The sequence below is a fragment of the Gordonia sp. CNJ-863 genome (genome assembly GCF_001942325.1).
GTDB lineage: Bacteria > Actinomycetota > Actinomycetes > Mycobacteriales > Mycobacteriaceae > Gordonia > Gordonia alkanivorans.
In genome coordinates this window covers 186,988-204,881 of record NZ_MKKG01000033.1, presented here as the reverse complement: position 1 = coordinate 204,881, position 17,894 = coordinate 186,988, and the positions used below count along the sequence as shown (strand labels likewise).

Here is a 17,894-nt window from a genome sequence, read left to right as displayed (position 1 = left end):
CTTTCACCGGCATCTCGCCGGGTGGGCCGCCACCTCGTGAGCCCACACATGGCAACATATGGCCATCAGCCGAACAACGGAGGATTCTGTGAGCCCCAACGAGCACGGCCTGCCCGAAGCGGGCCGGGACTCCGTCCCGTCGATCCCACTCTCGGACGCGAACGCCGGTCCCAACGGCGAGCCGAGCATCGGGAGCCTGGTCAAGGACGCCACCGCGAGCGTCTCGACCCTGTTCCGGTCCGAGGTCGCCCTCGCCAAGGCCGAGCTCGTCGGTGAGGCCAAGAAGGCCGGCGCGGGTACGGGTCTGCTGATCGTCGCCGGCGTGATGGCGCTGTACTCCAGCTTCTTCTTCTTTTTCTTCCTGGCCGAACTGCTCGACGAGTTCGTGTGGCGCTGGCTGGCGTTCCTGATCGTCTTCCTGATCCTCGTCGTGGTCACCTGCATCGCGGCGTTCGTCGGCTACATCTTCTTCAAGAAAGTCCGTGGACCGAAGAAGACGATGGAATCGGTCAACGAGTTGTCGACGGTGCTGCCCCACCGCGGCCCCGGCCATCCGCAGGCCCCGGCGCACCCGAGGATCCCTCCCGCCCGCGAGGGGTGAGTCTTGAGCGAGGCACCTGACCCGTCGAGCGTTCGTCTTCCCGGCGACTGGGAGCACCTCGACGTCCGCGCCAACGGTGTCCGGTTCCACGCGGTCGAACCGGCGGGGGTTCCCGCCGGCGACCGACCGCTCGTACTGCTGCTCCACGGCTTCGGCGAGTTCTGGTGGAGCTGGAGACACCAGCTGACCGCGCTCACCGAGGCCGGTTTCCGGGCCGTCGCGGTCGACCTCCGCGGTTACGGCGACACCGACAAACCGCCTCGCGGCTACGACGGCTGGACCCTGGCCGGTGACACCAACGGTCTCGTCCGCGCCCTCGGGCACACCAGCGCCACACTCATCGGCCACTCCGACGGCGGACTGGTCTGCTGGGCGACCGCCACCCTGCATCCCCGCGTCGTCGACCGGATCGTCGTGGTCGCGTCGCCTCACCCGCGGGCACTGCGTCGACGCGCGCTGCGTGACCGGGCTCAGCGGGAACAGTTCCTGAACCTCTTCCTGCGCAACCAGATCCCGCGCGTCGGCGAACGACAGGTCACCCGGGACGACGCGGCGTTCATCGCAGACTATTTCGCGCAGCGTTCGTCGTCGTCCTGGCGCTCCGGACCCGACTACGCGCAGACCGTCGAACTGAACCGGTCGGCGATGCTGATCCCCTACGTCGCGCACTGCAGTCTGGAGTACCGACGCTGGGCGTTCCGCTCCCAGTTCCGGCCCGACGGACTGCGTTTCATGGAGCTCATGGACCAGCGGCTACACCTGCCGGTCCTCGCCCTGCGCGGCCGCGACGACCCGTACATCCTCAGCGACGCCATCGCCGACGGCCGTCGGTGGGCGGCGCACCAGACCTACCGGCAGATCGAGGGCAGCGGGCACTTCGTGCACCAGGAGCAGCCCGCGGCGGTGACCGAGGCGATCCTCGAGTTCCTCCGGACCGAACCGGAGGCGACCAACGACGTGGCCACCGAGAAGGCGCGGCGGATCAGGCCAGCACGCACCTCTTGGTACTCACCCGCTCGCTTCGTCGCTCGGATTCGTCGAAGTCGGCGCGCACCTGACGGGCGGTGAGCACGAAGCCGGTCTCGTCGGCCACGTTCTCCGCCGCACCGAACACGACGCCGAGCACCTCGCCGTCCGAGTTGAGCAGCGGTCCACCGGAATTGCCCTGCCGGATCGATCCGCGCACGGCATAGACCTCACGCGTGACCTGACCGGACCGGTAGATGTCGTCGCCGGTGTGGTTGAACGTCGACCGGACACGTAGCGGGCTGACGTAGAACGGCCCGGCCTCGGGGAAGCCGAGCGCGATGGCGTCGTCGCCGGTCGACGCCGGCCGCGAGGCGAATCTCAGTGCGGGCGCGCGGAGGCCGGGGACGTCGAGGACGGCGATGTCGGTGTCGCTGTCGAAGAGGACGACCTTCGCGGGGAGCCGTGCCCCGGTGGAGGTCTCGACCTCGAGGCGTTCGGTGCCGGCCACCACGTGGGCGTTGGTCATCACGCGCTCGGGCGAGACGACGAAGCCGCTGCCCTCGAGGGCCTGGCGGCAGCTGGGCGCGACACCCTCGATCTTGACGACGCTCGGACGCGCCTGGCGGACCACGGGCAGGTCGGCCAGCGCCGGGTCGGGCGGGTCGACATTGGTCGACGGCGTGCTCACGAACGGGAACTTGGGAAGCCCGGAACTGTCGAGGAGCGCCTTGAAATCGCCGGGCAGATCGTTGACCCACTGCGGCGACAGCACCTCGACGCCGGTCAGGACCTTGGAGTCGCGTACCGCCCCGGCGATGGCCGGGTCGGCGGAACCGCGCAACGGGATCGCCAGCAGTCCCGCGGCCAGGAGCACGGCCACGACCTGCAGGATCGAGCCGACGCCACTGTCGATGGCCCGCAGTCCCGGCGACCGGATGCCGCCTCGCGCGGCCCGGCCCAACACCATGCCGGCCACCTCACCGATGACCACCAGCACGACGAGCACGGCAATCCCGACGAGCACCCGGACCTGCAGGTCGTCGAAACGCTCGATCAGATGCGGCGCAAGGAGCAGTCCCGCGACCGCCCCGAGCGCGACGCCGATGAACGCGAGCGCCGAGGCGACCGCACCGGACCGGTAGCCGCTGATCGCGGCGAGGAGCGCGATGCCGATGACGATGACGTCGACCCACGCGGACCCGGTCATCAGTTCGCACCGGGTCCGGCGTGGGCGTCGGGGTCGGTGGTCCCACGCGGATGGACCGCGCTGAAACCCGACTCCTGACGGTTGCCCGCACGTTCGATCATCTCGTCGAGCGGTCGGACATCGTTCTTGTCCCAGGGGCGGTCCCAGCCGGATGCATCGCTGATGGCCGCGATGAGTCCGCCGGTGAAGCCCCAGACCAGCAGACCGTCGACGAAGAAGGCCGGACCCTGATAGAGGCGGCCGCCCATCACCGAACGACGCACCTGGAAGCGGTTCTCGGGAGCGAGGAGCTCACGCAGGTTGATGCGGTCGACGCGGGCGGTCTCACCCGGATCGACGACCCTGACCTCGCTCGGCTCGCGCCAGTAGCCGATCACCGGCACGACGTCGAAGCCCGACGGCGGAACCGGGAAGGTCGGCAGGTTTGCCACGATGTGCACACCCGACGCGTCGAGACCGGTCTCCTCACGCGCCTCGCGCAGTGCGGTGCCTACCGGGAAGTCGTCGCCCGGATCAGCAGCACCTCCGGGGAAGGCGACCTGTCCGCTGTGCTGACGCAGGGTCGACGCACGTTCGGTCAGGAGCACCTCGGCGTCGGCGGGAACGCCGCCGGGATGATCGTCGGCGGCCTCCCAGGAACCGGAGAACAGAACCAGGACCGCGGCTGCGCGGCGGTCGCGCCGGAACATCTGGGCCCAACGGGTCCGGTCCCCGCCCCGATTGTTGACGCTCTCGGAGACAGCGCCGACGTCGCCGGTCATCGCATGCATCCACGGCGGGATCTCGTCGGGATGCACGAGCGGGCCGACGTGCGAGTCGTTGCTCATACGGTCACGCCCAGGTACTCCTCGACCGCGTCGGCGATCTCCTGCGGGCTGTCGAACACTCCGGGGTACACCTTGGCGATCGTGCCGTCGGGACGCAGGAAGACGGTCGACGGGAAGACCCGTGGCGCGGTGATGGCGGCGGCCACCCGGCCGTCGGGATCGAGCACGGACGGCAAGCGAACTCCGATCTCGGTGAGCAGTGTCAGCGGGAAGAACGGGTTGGTCCCGCCTTCCTTGGCATGGAGTGCCAGCACCGTGACGCGGTCGCCGGCACGAGCGGCGAACTCCTCGAAGTACGGCAACTCTGTCTTGCAGGGGCCGCACCATTGCGCCCAGACATTGACGACGAGGGGCTTTCCCGCGGTGGCAGCGCCGAGGTCGTACGGCGCGCCGGTCCCCAGACACGGTTCGACGATGCCGGCCAGCACCGAGTCCGGGTTCTCCGGCAGGCCCGTGACCGGGCAGTCGGCGAGCTCTGCGTCGGCCCGTGCCTGCGCCACGCGGGCCTCGTCGACCGGCGCGTCGAAGGGGCGTGGCCCGCTGACCGACGGCGGCGACCCGGTGGTCGGCGAAGGGGCGTCGCCGCGGGGCCAGATCGCGACGATGAGCGCGATCATCACGATGACGAAGACGAGGGTCCAGCGCGCAGCGGCCGGGAAGCGAGAGGTCGGCGGCGCGGGGGGTTCGGGGGAATCGGCGGGTTGCGGGGTCGCCGGTTCGGTGGCGTTGTCGTTCACGGGGCGGCGAGTCCCGCCAGTCGGAGCAGGTGCTCGGTCTCGGGGCCCTTGACCAGTGCGGCCGCCTCGGCCTTGTCCATCGGACCCGTGCCCACCGACGGGCAGTCCTTGGCGAGGATGCAGACCCCACACGCAGGCTTGCGGGCATGGCACACACGCCGACCGTGGAAGATCACGCGGTGGGACAGGTCGGTCCACTCCTTGCGTTCGATCAGTTCACCGACGGCGTGCTCGACCTTCACCGGGTCTTCTTCCTCGGTCCACTGCCAGCGTCGGACCAGGCGACCGAAGTGCGTGTCGACGGTGATCCCCGGGACCCCGAACGCGTTTCCGAGAACGACATTGGCCGTCTTGCGGCCGAACCCGGGCAGTGACACCAGGTCCTTCAACTTGTTCGGGACCTCACCGTCGTACCGCTCGACGAGGGCCTGGCCGAGTCCGATGATCGAGTTCGCCTTGTTCCGGTAGAAGCCGGTCGAGCGGATCATCTCCTCGAGTTCGGTGCGGTCGGCCTCGGCGTAGTCGCGGGCGGTGCGGTACTTCGCGAACAGCGCCGGGGTGGTCTGGTTGACCCGCACGTCGGTGCACTGAGCCGACAGGATGGTGGCGACCGACAGCTCGAGCGGGTTGGTGAAGTCGAGTTCGCAGTACACGTGCGGGAACGCGACCTTGAGGGTGCGGTTCATCCGGCGCGCGCGTCGGACCAGCCCGAGGTGGGTCTCCTGCTTGCGGGCCGGGGCCTGACCCACGGACGCAGCCTTACGTGCGCTCACGTGATTCAGGTTAGCGATGTCCTGCACGAACTCCGCTCACCACGGCCGTCGGTGGCCGCCCCGACCCGCACGCCCGAGCCCATCACCGCAGGTCAAGGGCGTTGCTCCGGTTCCGGTGTGAGCTACCCGGCTCAATCGGGCGAAATGAGGGACGCAACCTACGGTCAGGTAACAAGTCAGTGACGTCGCCTTGTCCGATGAGGATTCTGCGGGGTCGATTGTGTTTACTTGTCCCCATGCATGGTCTCGCAGCACTGCTGTTCCCGGCTGTACTCATGCTCTTCGCCATGGGCATGGACAAGTTGCAGGCCCGGGTCGACCGCGTGTCCGTCTCGAACGACGAGGTCGACGAATTCATCGACCGCACGGGGTCCCAGAACGCCGGCAAGCCGCCGCACGGTTCCGCGCCCGCCGAACTGCACGAGTTGCGGTTCCATCGCTTCGACCACGATCCGGCATCCGCCGAGCACGCCGCCTCGCCGCAGCGGGCCAGCTGATCCGCGAGCAGCAAGCGCACACCGTTCCCGACGCCTCTTTCTCGGTGTCGACAGCCCATCGGCGGCCGATGATCGTCGAATCGCCGCATCTAGTCCGTCAGACACACCCGTAATGCGCCGTCAGTGACCCATTCAACACCTATGCTGGTTCGCGGGGTAGCGTATCCAAGGGCGCGATCTCACACGTGGCTGTAGCAAAGATTTCGAGAAAGGTTCCCTAGGTGGAAGAAGTACTGGCGCGGGCAGGCATATTTCAAGGTGTCGAGCCTTCTGCCGTCGCGGCGCTGACCAAGCAGCTTCAGCCCGTTGACTTCCCTCGTGGACACGTCATCTTCCATGAAGGCGAGCCCGGTGACCGGCTCTACATCATCATGTCCGGCAAGGTGAAGGTCGGCCGTCGCTCCCCGGACGGTCGCGAGAACCTGCTGACGATCATGGGACCGTCGGACATGTTCGGCGAGCTCTCCATCTTCGACCCGGGCCCCCGTACCTCGTCGGCGACGACGGTGACCGAGGTCCGCGCGGTGTCGATGGACCGTGACGCCCTGCGCGCGTGGATCAAGGACCGTCCCGAGATCGCGGAGCAGTTGCTCCGCGTGCTCGCGCGTCGTCTGCGCCGCACCAACAACAACCTCGCCGACCTGATCTTCACCGACGTGCCCGGTCGCGTCGCGAAGCAGCTCCTGCAGCTCGCGCAGCGTTTCGGCACCCAGGAGGGCGGCGCCCTGCGCGTCACCCACGACCTGACCCAGGAAGAGATCGCCCAGCTGGTCGGCGCCTCGCGCGAGACCGTGAACAAGGCACTCGCCGACTTCGCCCAGCGCGGCTGGCTGCGCCTCGAGGGCAAGAGCGTCCTGATCGCCGACTCCGAGCGTCTGGCGCGCCGCGCACGCTGACCCTTCGTGACACTCGCTTCGCTCGTTCCTCAGGGAGCTAGTACGACGAGAGCCGCTCGTTCCTCAGGGACGAGCGGCTCTCGCACTTCTCGACCCATACTCGCCTACTGAGGTGCGAGCGGAGCGAGCCTAGATAGGGTCAGGCGTGCCGCAGATACTCCAGCTGCGCCTTCACCGACATCCGCGCGGCCGGCCAGAGCTTCTTGTCGACGTCGGAGTAGACCCGGCGCACCACCTTCATCGGCTTCGCCTCGTGGGGAGACACGCCCATGTCGTCGAGGGCGGCCACGATCTGGTCGATCCGCTCCTCGCGGTGGGCCTTGTAGAACCGGGCGACCGGCACGAGATCGGGATGATCGGGGCCGTGTGCGGGAAGCAGTGCCGCACCGTCACCTTCGACGATCAGCCGGTTGAGGGAGTTCAGGTAGTCGCGCAGCCCACCGTCGCTGGGGTCCAGTACGGTCGTGCCACTTCCCAGGATGGTGTCTCCGGTCAGCACCGCGCGCTGGTCGTCGTGCTCGACGAGGAAGCTCACCGAGTCGCCGGTGTGTCCGGGTGTGTGCAGCACGGTGATCCGCAGCCCCGCGATCTCGATGACCTCGCGGTCGCGTAGGGGTTCGGCGTTCCGGCAGAACTTGTCGAGACGCGCACGCACGGGCGCACCGGTGCGCTGGTGGAGACGCTTGACCCCACCGGTGTGGTCGAAATGCCGGTGGGTGATGAGGGTCAGTGCGACCCCGGGCAGTTCGGCGAGGCGTCGTGCGTGGTGCTTGTATTTCGGCGGGCCGGGGTCGACGACGACGCACTCGTCACTGCCCGGCGCCCGCAACACGTAGGTGTTGGTGCCGTCGAGTTCCATCATCCCCGAGTTGTCGCACAACAGAACCGAGGCGAAGGGCGTGACCTCCCGCAGCACCCCGTAGGCGGGGTGTGGGGGAACGGCATCGTCGGAGTCGCTCATGACTCCGAGCCTATCCATTGCCGGCGACCCGGGACACACTGCTCCGCGCATCCGACCACGGTGAGTCGATCCGCGGTCAGCTCTTACTGCGCCCCATGCCCTCGAAGACGTTCCACGACCGGTTGTCGTTCCGGACGTGCAGGTACCACGCGTAGTTCGCGGTCGTCGCGTACAGCGCACCGACACCACACGCGATGGCCAGGTCGAAGCTGCTCGGGACATTCAGGGTCAACAGCACGAAGTTGAACACGAGCGTCAGTGCGAACAGCATCAGACCCTTGCGCCACATACCCTTCACGGCGAAGTAGATCGGTCCGAAGAAGAACGCCAGTGGATTGAACGCGAGCCGCGCGCGCTGCCCGAATGACAGCCGCTTCATCGCCTCTCGGGCGGGCGGGTCGGCGGGCGGTCCGTAGGCGTCGTAGAAGGCGAACCGGCTGTGCCAGCTCGGCGGTACGGCCTGATCACGGATGGGCTGTTCGGAGAAGGTCATCTTTTCCTGTTCCTCGACCCCCGACGACCGGGGTACCTTTCACGGACTACTCATCGGCCGCCTCGTTCACGCCCTCGGCACTGCCGTCGCTCGAACTCTAGGCCATCGCCGCCTGTCGTCGCCCGCGCGCACCGTCGACGACGACGTATACCGCGGTGACGACAGCGATCGTCCCGGCACCGAGGACGAGAGTCGCGTAGCCGAAAGCTCCCACCACGACCCCGGCGAGCGCGCCCGCCCCGGCACCCGCGAGACTCATCGACGTGTCCGAGACCCCCTGTGCAGCAGCGCGTCTCGTCACGTCGACGGCATCGGTCAGCAGCGTCGACGCGGCAACCGTGGACGCCGACCATCCGATGCCCAGCACGACCAGCGCGGCGACCAGGCCGGCTTGCGAGTCGACGAAGACGAACCCGAGGACACAACTGACCACGAGCACCGCCTGGCCACCGAGTATCACCGGCACGCGTCCCGCACGGTCGGCGAGGACGCCCATGACCGGCGAGAGCGCGTACATCCCGGCGATGTGAGCGCTGATCGACAACCCCACGAGAGTCACCGACGCGCCACCGTGGTGCGTGTGGACGGGCGTCAGAGCCATCACCCCGACCATCAGCGCGTGTGCCGAGACCACCGCCGCCAACGCAGCTCGGGCGGAGGGGGATTGCACGATCGCCGAGAACCCATCCGCCAGAGACGGTCTCGACGTCGACTTCGGAGTCCCACGATTGGCCTCGATCAGCGGGTCGGGCCGCAGCCCGACGAGGAGTACTGCTGCGGCACACAAGCATCCGACGGCACCCAGCAGGAACGGACCTGCCATGTCGGCCATCCCGACCCATCCCGCGACCGTCGCCCCCAGCGGCACCAACGCGGGGCCGACGACGGCGCCGACCATCGTCATCCACACCACCAGCGACAGGTCTCGTCCGCGGGTCTCCGGTGCGGCCAGATCCGTTGCCGCGAAACGCGCCTGGAGGCTGACCGCGGTGCCCGAACCAAGTGCGATCATTCCGGCGAGCATCAGCAGGAACCGGCCCTGATCCACGCCGAAGGCCACGATCAGGGCACCCGTGGCGGCCACGAGCAGACCGGTGGTGAGCGCAGGTCGCCGCCCCCGCGCCGATGCCAGCGCGGCGAGCGGCAGACCGGCCGCCGCGGCACCGAGAGTCAGCACCGTGGCCGGCAATCCGGCCAGCGACTCGGTCCCGGACAGTTCCTCACCGAGGATCGCGCCGAGTGCCAGTGCCCCGCCCATGGACACGCCACCCAGGACCTGGACCAGGCACAGCAGGACGACGGTACGCCGCTGGATCGCGGCGTGCATCGGTTCGGCGACGGATTCACTCGGGGCGTTCACCCCCACAGCATCGACGTTCCGGCGCGACACCGCCACGTCATCTCAACCCGTGCGCCGCATGCGCAACGCGTTCAGGGTCCCGAGTGCACCCGCGGCCAGCGGGATCACCAGTGCCACCTGCAACGCCACCGGACGGACGTCGGTGTTGATCCGGATGATCTCGGCGCGGACTTCCGGTGGTTGTCCGGCGAGCAGCTCTGACAGTCGGGAGTTGCTCATGACCTGCGCGTCGTCGTCGAGCACCTGCGCGACACGTTGCTGCTCAGCAGGTTCCAGAACGGTGCTCGATTCCGACTCGGCGGTGAACCCGAACGCGAGAGACGCCAGCAGGACCGCACCCGCACAGGCCAGGCCGAAGGAGAGTCCGAACGAGCCGGCGGCGGAGTTCGTCCCGGCCGCCTCGCTCACCCGTTCTTCGCTCATCGGCCCCAGCGTGTAGTCGTTGAGTTGGGAGACGAGCAGTCCCAGCCCGGATCCGGCCACCAGGAGCGGGATGATCAGTCCCCAACCGAATTCGGCGCGGGGCACGATCGGGATCAGCACGGCGATACCCGCGGTGAGAAGCGCGAAGCCGAGGAGGACGATGGTCGACGCGGGCCGCTCGCCCGCCTTCCGGCCGGCGAGCAGCGCCACCGCGAACATGCTGAGCGACAAGGGCGCCAATGACAGGCCGGCCTGCATCGCGTCGTATTCGAGGACCATCTGCAGATAGATCGGCAGCGCGATCATGATGCCGCCCAGGGCGATCTGCTGGAGCAGTTGTTGACTCACCCCGATCCGGAACGGCTTGGAGCGGAACAGTTCCGGGTCGAGCAGGGTGGGCCGACCGGCTCGCCGCCGCCGGATCAGCCACCAGGTCAGACCCGCGAGCGCGGCGGCCCCGACCACCAGCAGTGCACCTACGGATTCCCCTCCCTCCTGCCACACCAGGATTCCGAGAACGATGCCACCCATGCCGATCACCGAGAGCAGGGCGCCGACGAGGTCGACGCCGCGCGGTCCGGTGAACTCGACATCGCGGACGAGTCCGATGCCGCACAACACGATCGCGATGATGACGACCTCGCTCAGGAACGCGAGTCGCCAGGAGAGGTAGGTCGTGACGAATCCGCCGAGCAGCGGGCCGACCGCCGCCGCGATCGCCGCAGCCGCGCCGACGAGGGCGTAGACCCGCTTCTGGTCGTCCCCGGCAAAGTTCCCGTGAACAAGGGACTGCATCGCGGGCAACAGGAGAGACGCCCCGATTCCGCCGATGATGGCCCAGAAGACGATGACGGTCGTCAGTCCCTGGGCGAACACCATCGCCATCGCGCCGACGGCGTAGCCGAGCAGACCGAGGACGTACGCGCGGCGCCGGCCGATGAGATCGCCGATCTTGCCGCCGATCAGGATGAACGCCGCTGACACCAGGGCTTCGAGCGCGATCGCCGACTGCACCCCGCTGACGGTCGTCCCCAGGTCTCGGACGACGGCCGAGATCGAGACGTTCATGACCGACGTGTCGACGACCAGCACGAACATCGCCATCGCGAGCAGGAGCGCGAGGACCCGTTGCTTTCCCGACAGCGGCGCGGCGGTACCGGGAACCGTGGCATCGGTCATTCCGCACCGCCTCGCCGGCCGGCCGGCGAAGCATCGGGTGACGCATGCGACCGACCCGATACCGAGGATAGGTCCGCGGGCGGCCCCCGGGTCGGCGTTCGGTCGTCCGGTCGGCGGATCAGTCCGTGATCAGGTCGTACCCGAGCTTCCCGACCATCACCACGACGACGGCGAGCAGGACCCACCGGACGAAGGAACTGCCGCGTCCGATGGCCATGTGCGAGCCGATCTGGGCGCCGACGATGTTGGCCGCCGCGAGCCCGAGGCCCAAGAGCCACAGCACATTCCCCTGGAGTCCGAACACCGTCAGCGCGCCGAGGTTGGTGCCGGTGTTGATCACCTTGGCCATGGCCGAACTCTCCAGGAACGACGTCCCGACCAGCGCGGTGAGGCTGATGATGAGGAAGGTCCCGGTACCGGGCCCCATGACCCCGTCGTAGAACGCGATGACGACACCGGCGAGCACCAGACCGGCGAGCGTGGACAGCCGCGAACGCGGTCCCGCAGACGCGTCACCCCCGAAACCGGGGTTCAGCGCGACGAACAACCCGACGCGACGAGCATCACCAGCACGATCGGCGTGAAGATCTCCGTCGGCAGCGAGATCGCCACCAGCGCGCCGAGAGCCGAGAACACGAGCGCGGCGACGAACACCGGCACGAGCCTGTGCAGGTCGATGCGTACATGCCGCACGTAGCGCCACGCGGCCGACGCGGTACCGAAGACGGCGGCGAGTTTGTTGGTGCCGAGAGCCGTCGCCGTCGGCAGGCCGGGTTGCGCGATCAGCATCGCGGGGATCAACACAAGTCCCCCGCCGCCGACCACGGCGTCGACCCAGCCGGCAGCGGCGGCCGCGACGATCAGTAGCGCGACGTCCAAGGAGACGTCAGGCCACTTCGACGATCAGTTCCACCTCGACGGGTGCACCCAGCGGCAACTCGGCGACCCCGACGGCCGAACGGGCGTGCACGCCCGCGTCCCCGAAGATCTCGCCCAGCACGTCCGACGCACCGTTGATGACCTTCGGCTGCCCGGTGAAGCCCGGGGCGGACGCCACGAAGCCGACCACCTTGACGATGCGCACGACCGAGTCGATGCCGACCAGCGCGTGCACCGCGGCGAGCGCGTTCAGTGCGCAGACCCGTGCCGCGTCGGTGGCCTCATCCGGCCGGACGACGCCCTCGGCACCTTCGTGCACCTTGCCGTGTACCGAGAGTTCGCCGTCGACGATCGGGAGCTGGCCCGACGTGTAGACGAGGTTTCCGGTCCGCACGGCCGGCGTGTAGCTGGCCACCGGCGGCACCACGTCGGGCAGCGCGATGCCGAGTTCGGCGAGTCGATCTGTCCAGGTCGCAGCCATGCTCAGCCCTTCGGTCGCTTCAGGTAGGCGACGTGCTGCTCCCCGGTCGGGCCGGGCAGCACCGACACCAGTTCCCAGCCGTCGGCACCCCACTGATCGAGGATCTGTTTGGTTGCGTGCGTCAGCAGCGGCACCGTCACGTATTCCCACGCAGTCACTTCACTCATGGACTCACCCTAACTGCCGACGATCAATGGATAAGGTGTTGCGGTGGCCAATGAACAGGGCGCACGTTCCGGGGCGGGGGAAGGTCTCGATTCCGGCGTGACAGACAAGTCTTCAGTCACTGTCGACAACGAGTGGCCGGACGCGGCATCGCGCGCCCGGTTGCACTTCGTGTCGGGCAAGGGCGGAACAGGTAAGACGACGATCGCGGCGGCGCTGGCACTCGCGCTGGCCGCCGACGGCAAAAAGGTCCTCCTCGTGGAGACCGAGGGTCGGCAGGGCATCGCGCAGCTCTTCGACATCCCGCCGCTGCCGCCGACCGACACCAAGATCGCGACCGCCGAGGGCGGCGGCGAGGTGTCGGCGCTCGCCATCGACATCGAACATGCACTGCTCGAATACCTCGACATGTTCTACAACCTCGGCTTCGCGGGCCGGGCGATGAAGCGCATCGGCGCCATCGACTTCGTGACCACGGTGGCACCGGGTCTGCGCGATGTGCTGCTCACCGGCAAGATCAAAGAGCGCATCATCCACACCGACAAGCAGGGTGACCGCGTGTACGACGCGGTGGTCGTCGACGCACCGCCGACCGGCCGGATCGGCAACTTCCTCGACGTCACCCAGGCGATGGCCGACCTCGCCAAGACCGGTCCGATCCGCAATCAGAGCGAGGGCGTCGTCCGCCTGCTGCATTCGGAGGAGACCGTCGTCCATCTGGTGACGCTGCTCGAGGCGATGCCGATCCAGGAGACCATCGAGGCGATCGACGAGCTGCGCGGCAAGAACCTCAACCTCGGCAGCCTCATCATCAACCGGGTCAGTGCCCCGCACCTGCCCGCCGACGCGATCGACGAGATCGCCGAGGGCCAGATCGATGCCGGGCGCATCGAGGAGAACCTGAAGGCCGCCGGTGTGAAGCTCGCCGACGGCGATCTGTCCGGCCTGCTCACCGAGACGATCGAACACGCGACCCGCCTGCAGGCGCAGCAGATCGCGAAGGCGCAGCTCGACGAGGTTGAACTGCCGACGCTCGAAATGCCGTCCCTCGGCGACGGCGTCGATCTCGGTTCCATCTACGAGCTGGCCAACCTTCTCCAGAAAGCGGGTGCGTGATGCCACTCGATCTAAAGATGGGGGCGGTGCTGACCGACCCCGCGACCCGCGTCGTCATCTGCTGTGGCGCCGGCGGCGTCGGCAAGACCACGACCGCGGCCGCCATGGCGATGTACGCGGCCGAGCAGGGGCGCACGGTCGCGGTCCTCACCATCGACCCGGCCAAGCGGCTCGCCCAGTCGCTCGGGATGTCCGAGCTCACCAACGAGCCGCAGCCCGTGCCGATCGAGGGCAAGGGCACGCTCGACGCGATGATGCTGGACATGCGCCGCACCTTCGACGAGATGGTGCTCGAGTACTCCACTCCGGAACGCGCCGAGGCGATCATGGAGAACGCCTTCTATCAGACGGTCGCGTCGTCGTTCTCCGGCACGCAGGAGTACATGGCGATGGAGAAACTCGGCAAGTTGCTCGAGCGGGACCACTGGGACCTCATCGTCGTCGACACCCCGCCGTCCCGGAACGCACTGGACTTCCTCGACGCCCCGCAGCGCCTCGGCTCGTTCCTGTCGGGCCGTCTGATGAAGGTGCTGGTCGGCGGCGGACGCGGCGTGGGCCGCATGGTCACCGGCGCGATGAGCCTGGCGATGCGCGGCGTCTCCACCATCATCGGCGGCGACATGCTGCGCGACGTCGCGATGTTCGTGCAGTCCCTCGACTCGATGTTCGGCGGCTTCCAGGATCGGGCGCTGAAGACCTACGAACTGCTGAAGCAGCCGGGCACCCAGTTCGCTGTGGTGGCGGCGGCCGAGGCCGACGCCCTGCGTGAGGCCGCGTTCTTCGTCGACCGGCTGTCGGAGGAGACGATGCCGCTCGCGGGTCTGATCCTCAACCGGACCCACCCGAATCTCACCTCTATCCACGAGGAGGCCGCACTGGTGGCGCTCGAGTCGGTCACCGACGACCTGACTCGCGGGGTGTTGCAGATCCACGCCGATCGCGCCGCCACCGGAAAGCGCGAACTCCATCTGCTGCAGCGGTTCACGGCTGCGCATCCGCGGGTGCCGATCGTCGGGGTCCCGGCACTGCCGTTCGAGGTCGCGGATGTGACCGCCCTCCGCGCCGTGGCGGAGCAGATCACCGGACGGGGCTGAATTCCCTCATCATCGACCAACGACAATTCGGCTCGGCCGGCATCTGCCGGTCGAGCCGAATTGCCTTGGCTGAAGAGGTCTCGGTGATCAGACCGCGTCGGCGCGCTGGCGACGTCGCTGGGCTTCGAAGAACGCCGACCACGAGGTCACCTCGGGGTGCTGGCGCAGGAGAGCGCGACGCTGACGCTCGGTCAGGCCACCCCACACACCGAATTCGACGCGGTTGTCGAGGGCGTCTGCACCGCATTCGAGCTGTACCGGGCAGTGCCGACAGATGGTCGCGGCCTTGCGCTGAGCTGCTCCTCTCACGAACAGATCGTCCGGGTCTCCGCCTCGGCATCGTGCCTTGGCCACCCAGGCCAAGCGATCTTCTCCGGTAGAAACTGCCGCTGTCGCCATCCGCCACCCCTACTTGTCGTGTTCCGCATAGCCCCGAGCTCGGGACTCAACTCGCTGCTCAGACCACATTTACAACTCACTGTTAAGTGAGTCACATTCTGCACTCAATCTAGGGATCTGTGCTTGTGTGCGCAACCCCTGGAGCGCAACAAAGTGGGACCACCGTGCAAACTCATCCGATCGGAGGGTTGCGCTGACGCGCGGTCGGGGTAGCGCCGACGCGCGGTCGGGGTCGCGCCGACCCGGTGTCGGATCGTGTCCAGGCACAACGGTCCCCCACGGATCCCGAGGGCGAGGCTGGGCGATGTTCCGGCCGATCGCACGTATCCTGTCGGGGTGATGTCGAAGAAGCTGTGGTCACTGGCCTGGGCGAGCCTGCTGGCCGGCATTCTCGTCGCGGGCCTTCTCTACCCGGTGGCCAGTGGGGTCGGCGTCGTCTCCAACCGGGCGGCAGCGGCAGTCGAGAACGTCTCCTCCGAACTCCTGAACGGCACGTTGCCGGAGGTCACCACCATGACCGACGTCAACGGGAAGCCGATCGCGGTGCTGTTCGACCAGTACCGCTACCAGGTCGGATACAACGACATCTCGCCCGACATGATCCGCGCGATCATCTCCGTCGAGGACCGGCGCTTCCTTGAGCACGACGGCGTCGACTGGAAGGGCACGATCCGCGCCGCGCTGAAGAACTCGTCGTCGGGCGAGGTCCAGCAGGGCGCGTCGACGCTCGACCAGCAGTACATCAAGAACTATCAACTGCTCGTCCTGGCCCGCACCGAGGCCGATCGCCAGGCCGCGGTCGAGACGACCCCCGCACGCAAGCTGCGCGAGGTGCGCATGGCGCTCACGCTCGAGCAGACCCTCATCGACCAGGCCAAGCGCGACAAGGGCCTCGACGACGCCGCCGCCAAGCAGGAGGCGAAGAAGCAGATCGTCACCCGCTACCTGAACGTCGTCCCCTTCGGCAACAACGCCTACGGCATCGAAGCCGCCGCGCAGACCTACTTCGGCATCCCGGCAAAGGATCTCCAGGTCGAGCAGGCCGCCATGCTGGCGGGCATGGTCCAGTCCAGTTCGGCGCTCAACCCCTACAGCAACGCCGAGGGCACGCTGACCCGCCGGAACCTCGTGCTGGACACGATGATCGACAACTTCCCGGAACGACGCGCCGAGCTGGTCGCGGCCAAGGAGAAGCCGCTGGGCGTGCTGCCGCGTCCGCGAACGCCGACGCAGGGCTGCATCGCCGCCGACAGCGAAGGCTTCTTCTGCGACTACGCGTTGCAGTTCCTCGCCGAGAACGGGATGTCGCGCAACTCCGTGCTGCGGGGCGGCTACGTCATCCAGACCACCCTCGATCCCGAGGTACAACGCTCGACGGATCGCGCGGCCAAGGCCCAGGCCAGCCCCACCGCCGACGGCGTCGCCGACGTGATGAGCACGATCCGGCCCGGGGACAAGTCCCATGACGTGCTGTCGATGGCGTCGAGCCGCCGCTACGGTCTGAACCTCGCCGCCGGCGAGACGATGCAGCCGCAGCCGTTCTCCATGGTCGGCGACGGCGCGGGCTCGGTGTTCAAGATCTTCACCGTGGCCGCAGCGCTGGAGAAGGGCCTCGGCGCCGGGTCGACGATCCCGGTGCCCGGGTTCGTCGCAGTGGAGGGCATGGGAAACAGCGCGGGCGCCAACGGGTGTCCGGAGAACTCCTACTGCGTCAAGAACGCCGGGCGCTACCCGGCGGCGATGTCGGTGACCGATGCGCTCGCGCAGTCGCCGAACACCGCCTTCGTCAAGCTGCTGCAGCAGGTAGGCGTGAAGCCGGCCGTCGACATGGCCGTCCGCCTCGGCCTGCGTTCCTACACCGTGCCCGGCTCGTCGGGTTACGGCGACAAGAGCATGGCCCAGTACGTCAAGGACGGGAACTTCGGCTCGTTCACCCTGGGGCCGCTGCCCATCAACGCGCTCGAGCTCGCCAACGTGGCCGCGACGATCGCCTCCGGCGGTGTCTGGTGCCCGCCCAACCCGATCAAGTCGATCAGCCGGGTGAAGCGCGATCAGTACGGCAACCCGGTGATCGGACCCGACGGGCGGCGTGCCCTCACCTCGGTCCCCTTCAACTCGCCGGGCTGTGAACAGGTCGTCGACAAGGGACTCGCCGACACCCTCGCAATCACCATGAGCAAGGACGACGTGGGCGCGGGTACCGCTGCGGGTGCTGCGGGTTCGGCCGGCTGGACGCTGCCGATGTCGGGCAAGACCGGCACCACCGAGGCCTACCGGTCGTCGGCGTTCGTCGGGTTCACCAACCAGATCGCGGGTGCCGCCTACGTCTACAGCGACGGCCCCAACCCGCAGGGTGTGTGCACCAGCCCGCTGCGGTCCTGTTACGACGGCAACGTGTTCGGCGGTATGGAACCCGCACGCACGTGGTTCCAGGCGGTCAAGCCGGTGGCCACGAAGTTCGGTCCGGTCCGGCTGCCCCCGGTCGACCGCGAATACTGGCGCGGCAGCGATCGCGGCCGAATTCCGCAGGTCAGCGGCCTGACCGCCAGTGAGGCCACCTCGCGGCTCCAGCGAGACGGTTTCAAGGTCAACGAGCTCGAGGTCGACAGCGGCCGCCCGAAGGGCACGGTCGTCTTCACCGCGCCGTCGGATTCCGCGATGCCCGGCAGCACCGTGACGATCTACGTGAGCAACGGTCGACGGGCAGGCGGCGACAGCGGCAACGGTCCCACCGAGACCACCGTGGTGGTTCCGGGCGTCGGGCCTGTCGTCATCCAGCTGCCCGGCTGAGCGCCTCCATCTCTGAGGTGGGTCGCCCGTGCGGCCCACCGAAGGGG

General features: G+C 68.1%; 18 protein-coding genes and 1 pseudogene. 7 read left to right on the top strand and 12 right to left on the bottom strand.

Annotated elements, in window-relative coordinates; all coding sequences use genetic code 11:
• Window positions 1-88: 88 nt before the first annotated feature.
• Window positions 89-601 (top strand): phage holin family protein, encoded by a 513-nt coding sequence (locus BJF87_RS16780; protein WP_006359034.1) that lies wholly within the window; start codon window positions 89-91, stop codon window positions 599-601.
• Between the two features lie 3 nt (window positions 602-604).
• Window positions 605-1,669: an alpha/beta fold hydrolase gene (locus BJF87_RS16775; RefSeq protein WP_006359033.1), complete on the top strand. Its 1,065-nt coding sequence runs from the start codon at window positions 605-607 to the stop codon at window positions 1,667-1,669.
• Here the strand turns inward: BJF87_RS16775 and BJF87_RS16770 are convergent.
• From BJF87_RS16770 to nth, 4 genes are read right to left on the bottom strand one after another with little or no spacing between them, the layout of a single operon-like run.
• The gene (locus BJF87_RS16770) at window positions 1,584-2,777 is read right to left on the bottom strand and encodes a MarP family serine protease (protein ID WP_035754728.1); all 1,194 of its coding nucleotides are present in this window, start codon (window positions 2,775-2,777) and stop codon (window positions 1,584-1,586) included. The genes BJF87_RS16775 and BJF87_RS16770 overlap by 86 nt on opposite strands.
• A complete protein-coding gene (locus tag BJF87_RS16765; protein WP_035754726.1) occupies window positions 2,777-3,604 on the bottom strand; it encodes a CoA pyrophosphatase in 828 nt (275 codons plus the stop codon). Before BJF87_RS16765 ends, BJF87_RS16770 begins: the two co-directional genes overlap by 1 nt.
• Window positions 3,601-4,341 carry a TlpA disulfide reductase family protein gene (locus BJF87_RS16760; RefSeq protein WP_006359030.1) on the bottom strand — a complete coding sequence of 247 codons (741 nt, stop codon included), beginning with the start codon at window positions 4,339-4,341 and terminating at the stop codon, window positions 3,601-3,603. The genes BJF87_RS16765 and BJF87_RS16760 overlap by 4 nt, the downstream gene beginning before the upstream one ends.
• Entirely contained in the window at window positions 4,338-5,141 is an 804-nt protein-coding gene (gene nth, locus BJF87_RS16755) for an endonuclease III (protein ID WP_006359029.1), read from the bottom strand. Before nth ends, BJF87_RS16760 begins: the two co-directional genes overlap by 4 nt.
• A gap of 209 nt (window positions 5,142-5,350) precedes the next feature.
• On the opposite strand from nth, the gene BJF87_RS16750 reads away from it, so the two are divergent.
• Together BJF87_RS16750 and BJF87_RS16745 are read left to right on the top strand one after the other, a co-directional pair.
• Window positions 5,351-5,611, top strand: coding sequence for a hypothetical protein (locus tag BJF87_RS16750; protein ID WP_006359028.1), 261 nt, complete (start codon window positions 5,351-5,353; stop codon window positions 5,609-5,611).
• Between the two features lie 221 nt (window positions 5,612-5,832).
• The gene (locus tag BJF87_RS16745) at window positions 5,833-6,507 is read left to right on the top strand and encodes a Crp/Fnr family transcriptional regulator (protein WP_005194565.1); all 675 of its coding nucleotides are present in this window, start codon (window positions 5,833-5,835) and stop codon (window positions 6,505-6,507) included.
• 139 nt (window positions 6,508-6,646) lie between these two features.
• On the opposite strand, the gene BJF87_RS16740 is transcribed toward BJF87_RS16745, so the two are convergent.
• The 7 genes and pseudogenes from BJF87_RS16740 to BJF87_RS25885 form a co-directional block, all read right to left on the bottom strand.
• Window positions 6,647-7,468 carry an MBL fold metallo-hydrolase gene (locus BJF87_RS16740; RefSeq protein WP_035754723.1) on the bottom strand — a complete coding sequence of 274 codons (822 nt, stop codon included), beginning with the start codon at window positions 7,466-7,468 and terminating at the stop codon, window positions 6,647-6,649.
• Between the two features lie 76 nt (window positions 7,469-7,544).
• Window positions 7,545-7,961 (bottom strand): DUF2628 domain-containing protein, encoded by a 417-nt coding sequence (locus BJF87_RS16735; protein WP_006359026.1) that lies wholly within the window; start codon window positions 7,959-7,961, stop codon window positions 7,545-7,547.
• 97 nt (window positions 7,962-8,058) lie between these two features.
• A complete protein-coding gene (locus BJF87_RS16730; protein WP_230461942.1) occupies window positions 8,059-9,288 on the bottom strand; it encodes an MFS transporter in 1,230 nt (409 codons plus the stop codon).
• A 75-nt stretch (window positions 9,289-9,363) separates the two neighbouring features.
• Window positions 9,364-10,923, bottom strand: coding sequence for an MFS transporter (locus BJF87_RS16725; RefSeq protein ID WP_006359024.1), 1,560 nt, complete (start codon window positions 10,921-10,923; stop codon window positions 9,364-9,366).
• A 118-nt stretch (window positions 10,924-11,041) separates the two neighbouring features.
• Window positions 11,042-11,802, bottom strand: a pseudogene (locus tag BJF87_RS16720) (TSUP family transporter).
• Window positions 11,803-11,809: 7 nt separating this feature from the next.
• Window positions 11,810-12,283, bottom strand: coding sequence for a RidA family protein (locus BJF87_RS16715; RefSeq protein ID WP_006359022.1), 474 nt, complete (start codon window positions 12,281-12,283; stop codon window positions 11,810-11,812).
• 2 nt (window positions 12,284-12,285) lie between these two features.
• Entirely contained in the window at window positions 12,286-12,450 is a 165-nt protein-coding gene (locus tag BJF87_RS25885; RefSeq protein WP_004022081.1) for a DUF4177 domain-containing protein, read from the bottom strand.
• A 43-nt stretch (window positions 12,451-12,493) separates the two neighbouring features.
• On the opposite strand from BJF87_RS25885, the gene BJF87_RS16705 reads away from it, so the two are divergent.
• Window positions 12,494-13,564 (top strand): ArsA-related P-loop ATPase, encoded by a 1,071-nt coding sequence (locus BJF87_RS16705; RefSeq protein WP_006359021.1) that lies wholly within the window; start codon window positions 12,494-12,496, stop codon window positions 13,562-13,564.
• The gene (locus BJF87_RS16700) at window positions 13,564-14,658 is read left to right on the top strand and encodes an ArsA family ATPase (RefSeq protein ID WP_006359020.1); all 1,095 of its coding nucleotides are present in this window, start codon (window positions 13,564-13,566) and stop codon (window positions 14,656-14,658) included. The genes BJF87_RS16705 and BJF87_RS16700 overlap by 1 nt, the downstream gene beginning before the upstream one ends.
• Before the next feature lie 87 nt (window positions 14,659-14,745).
• Here BJF87_RS16700 and BJF87_RS16695 read toward each other — a convergent pair whose 3' ends face one another.
• Complete coding sequence (locus BJF87_RS16695) at window positions 14,746-15,057, bottom strand: WhiB family transcriptional regulator (RefSeq protein ID WP_035754718.1); 312 nt, start codon at window positions 15,055-15,057, stop codon at window positions 14,746-14,748.
• Window positions 15,058-15,396: 339 nt separating this feature from the next.
• Here BJF87_RS16695 and BJF87_RS16690 point away from each other — a divergent pair, with 339 nt between their 5' ends.
• On the top strand, window positions 15,397-17,847 hold the full coding sequence (locus BJF87_RS16690) for a penicillin-binding protein (protein WP_006359017.1): 2,451 nt from the start codon (window positions 15,397-15,399) through the stop codon (window positions 17,845-17,847).
• The last annotated feature ends 47 nt before the right edge of the window (window positions 17,848-17,894 follow it).